This is a genomic window from Aminobacter sp. P4_H6_2, assembly GCF_056400805.1.
In genome coordinates this window covers 1-3,399 of sequence record NZ_JBFUKO010000580.1, presented here as the reverse complement: position 1 = coordinate 3,399, position 3,399 = coordinate 1, and the positions used below count along the sequence as shown (strand labels likewise).

At 59.9% G+C, this 3,399-nt stretch carries 4 protein-coding genes; 2 read left to right on the top strand and 2 right to left on the bottom strand.

Annotated elements, in window-relative coordinates; genetic code table 11:
* Nucleotides 1-832: M24 family metallopeptidase (locus AC1DUU_RS26895; protein ID WP_476786410.1), on the bottom strand; the 832-nt coding region annotated here is incomplete at its 3' end.
* A 152-nt stretch (nucleotides 833-984) separates the two neighbouring features.
* Nucleotides 985-1,719, bottom strand: coding sequence for a UTRA domain-containing protein (locus tag AC1DUU_RS26890; RefSeq protein ID WP_476786409.1), 735 nt, complete (start codon nucleotides 1,717-1,719; stop codon nucleotides 985-987).
* A gap of 255 nt (nucleotides 1,720-1,974) precedes the next feature.
* On the opposite strand from AC1DUU_RS26890, the gene AC1DUU_RS26885 reads away from it, so the two are divergent.
* Together AC1DUU_RS26885 and AC1DUU_RS26880 are read left to right on the top strand one after the other, a co-directional pair.
* Nucleotides 1,975-2,202, top strand: coding sequence for a hypothetical protein (locus AC1DUU_RS26885; RefSeq protein ID WP_476786408.1), 228 nt, complete (start codon nucleotides 1,975-1,977; stop codon nucleotides 2,200-2,202).
* Nucleotides 2,203-2,479: 277 nt separating this feature from the next.
* Nucleotides 2,480-3,397 carry an ABC transporter substrate-binding protein gene (locus tag AC1DUU_RS26880; protein WP_476786407.1) on the top strand — a complete coding sequence of 306 codons (918 nt, stop codon included), beginning with the start codon at nucleotides 2,480-2,482 and terminating at the stop codon, nucleotides 3,395-3,397.
* The last annotated feature ends 2 nt before the right edge of the window (nucleotides 3,398-3,399 follow it).

Below are 3,399 nucleotides of genomic sequence, written 5' to 3'. Positions count from 1 at the left end.
GGTGACGCTTGTATTGTGGCAGCCCGGCCTGGCGGACGGCTGCCACGGCCTCATGAAAAAGCGCATCGGTGGTCACTCCGGGGGCAACCATGTCGGAAGCCTTGCGGTGGCCCATCGAGGCTGCCGCAAAGGCCGAGAGCACATCCTTGCCCGGCTCGCCGATGAAGGCGGTTCGCGCGGTGTCTGACCAGTAGCCGCCGAAGGTGGCGCCGACATCAATGCGGACGATGTCGTTGGCGGCGATCCGCCGCCGGGTGGGATAGGCATCGGCAAGCGCGCTACGTTCCCCCGAGGTGACGACCACGAAACCCGGCAAGCCGCCTTGCGAGATCATCTCGGAAGATATCCTGGCGGCAATCTCGTATTCCATCATGCCCGGCTTGGCATCGCGCAGTGCGTTGCCAAGAGCGACTTCGGTTATCGCGGAAGCGCTGCGCAGAAGGCTTATCTCGAGTGGGTTCTTGATCGCACGGGCGTCGCGGAAAAAGGCTGCGGTCGCGCGCGTGTCGATCAGTTGCAGCCCTTGTGCCGAAACGAGCTTGGGGGAGTTCCCATGCCCGCTGTCTATGGCGAGCTTGTGCCTGCCGCCGGCTAGTTGGGTGATGGCAGCGGACAGTGCTTCATCGAACGTAGCGAACTCGACGACATCAGTGCCTTTGCGTTCGCGCAGTTCCCCGTCGTCGAAGAAGAAGTTGCCATAGCAAAAGTATCGCAAATCCTCGCCGACAGCCTCGGCGGCGGACCAGAGGTCGGCTTTGGGGCCGACGAGAATCCAGTCGTCTGCAACGAAGACCACTGCCATCTTGAGCAGCCAGCTGGTATCGAAGCCCATGCTTCTATAGCCACTGCAGTAAAAGACATGGTGTGGTTGGGTCGTCACCAATACGATGCTGCTGTCGCCAACCTGATTGAAGATTGCCTCGCGGTTTCTGCGAGCCAGCTCTTTGAAGTCCACCGACGCGCCGTCCATTTGGTCTGCTGTGCTCACGGTTGAAGAGGGTTGAACTCGCCCACAAACTCGTTGCGGTCGGCAGGGTAGATCAATTTTACCCAGGTGACCGGCATGGCGTCAGCCCATGTTTGCCGAAGTGACACCAGCAGCGGCGCGTTTGCCGCGACACCCAATTGCGCAGCCTGTCCTGCAGTTGCGATCTCGGCGCGGATGGTGTGACGGAGCCGCGTGCAGGGAAGCCTGGCGAGTAGCCAGATGTTTGGCGTCTCGGCCTCGAAATCCGCATGCACTGCGTCCGGGGCCGCCTGCAAATTGATGAGTCGTTCCTCCAGCACTTCCGGCTTGCCGAAGCCGCTATGCACGGCATGAAGGCGCAGCAATGGCGTGCCTGCCTCCACCTCAGGCCAGAAGGGCGTGTCTGCGCCGGCAGTGATAAGGGACGAGCCGACGACCCGGTAGGCATAGGTCCTGCCCTTGGCTTCGATGTCTTGCCGGATGTCGAGATAGCCGATCACCGCATGTGATTCAGTGGTTTGCGCAACGCGCGTTCCCTGCTTGCGCCTGCGTTCCAAAAGCCCTGCTTCGGTGAGCTTGGACAGCGCCTTGCTGACGGTTGCCCTGGTCGTCGAGAACTTTTCAAGCAGCGTATGCTCGGAAGGAATGCGGTGGCCGGCGGGCCACCGGCCGCTCATGATTTCGGCCCGCACGGCCCGTTCGATCTGCCTGTAAATCGGACCGTTGCCGTCCAACTCGATTGTATCGGCCAATTCGGTGTTTGTTTCTTGGTCCGTCAACGTCCTGGAGGCCCCTAGAATGCGCTTTCAAACCACGTGGGTCGTATTGTCTACACATAAGATAGCAAACCAGATTCTGCAATAACTTGCGAGCGTATTGAACCTTGGCAGAGCTTCTGCCTTGTTGCGACGCCGCCGCGGTTGGCGGTATGTGCCGCAATGTCGGCTGAATCCCCTCCAAGGCGTTGCTTCACGTCGCGGCGATCAAAGAAGTGGCTGAGCGCCTCGTTGACCGATGCACTAGTCGTCACGACGAGAGGCGAGGGCGCCGGTGTGAGGCGCTACGACCTGATCCTGCAATCGGCCGGCAGGCGGTCTTCCGCGGAGGCGCTGCCACTGGCTATGGTCGGCGTCACACTCGACAGCAAAGGCTTCATCGAAGCGATGCGCAGATGCGCACTGGTGCTGCAAGCATCTTTGCCGTCGGCGACGTCACCGGTCCGGCCGCGTGCATGACCGGCTATGGTCCTATTTGATGTTGTTGCGCGGGAAGGCCTAGTTCGGTTGAGGCTGGAGCGCTGCCACCGGGGCAGCGGTAGCGCTGGTTTGTAGTAAAACTCCAAAGATATTGACTGTCTGTAGTTTAAATGCATATCGTATCGGACTCCCGTTGGTTGGGGGTTGGTGAGGGGGAAACATGACCAAAGTTCGTACAATCTTTCTGTCGCTAGGCGTCGCTCTGGCGCTATCGACGACAGCTTCCTATTCGCAGGATTTGACCGCTTATTGCCCAATGTCTGAAGACGATTGTGCATCGGTGCTCAAGGCATTTGAGGCCGACTCCGGAATCTCAGCGAACTTTGTCCGCATGGGCGCCGGTGAAGTGCTGGCGCGCGTAAGGGCTGAAGCTGCGAACCCGCAAGCTGGTCTGTGGCTCGCGGGGACTGCTGACCTCTTCATCCAAGCCGCCAGCGAAGGCTTGCTCGAGGCTCACACTGCAGCCAATATCGACAAGGTCGATGCCAAGTTCCGCAGTGAAGATAATAGTTGGACGCCAATGGCAATCTCGCCGATCGCGTTCTTTTACAATCCCAAATATCTGGCCGAACTCGGTGGCGAACCGCCCACCAGTTGGGAAGACTTCGCCAATCCGGTCTTCAAGGGGGCAGTCGTTCTGACCCATCCGGCTTCCTCCGGCACGGCCTCGGTGGTTCTGGCCACCATGGTACAGATCTACGGGGAGGACAAAGCCTTTGAAATCCTCAAGGCGACCGATCCAAACGTCTTGCAATACTCGCGTTCCGCAGGCTCGCTCACCCAAATGGTCGCGTCGGGCGAAGTAGCAATCTCACAGTCCTTTACCCACGGACTTGAGGCGGCGCTCAAGCAGGGTTTTCCGATCGAAGTGTCGTTCCCCAAGGAAGGCACCGGTTATGAGTTGAACTCGGTCGCCGTGATCGCCAACGCTCCGCAAGCTCAGCGCGACGCGGCCAAGAAATTCCTCGACTGGGTCCTCACCGATGCCGGCCAGAAGGCGCTCGGCGCGACCCATCGTGAATCGGTGATCCCAGGCTTTGTGAACCCGGATCTTAAGATCAAGACCACGGACATCAAGCTGATCGACTACGACTCCAAGTGGGCCGGCGCAAATCGTGCTCGCCTCTTGGAGCGCTACGAAGCCGACGTGCGCGACGCCTCGGCCGCGAAGTAGGC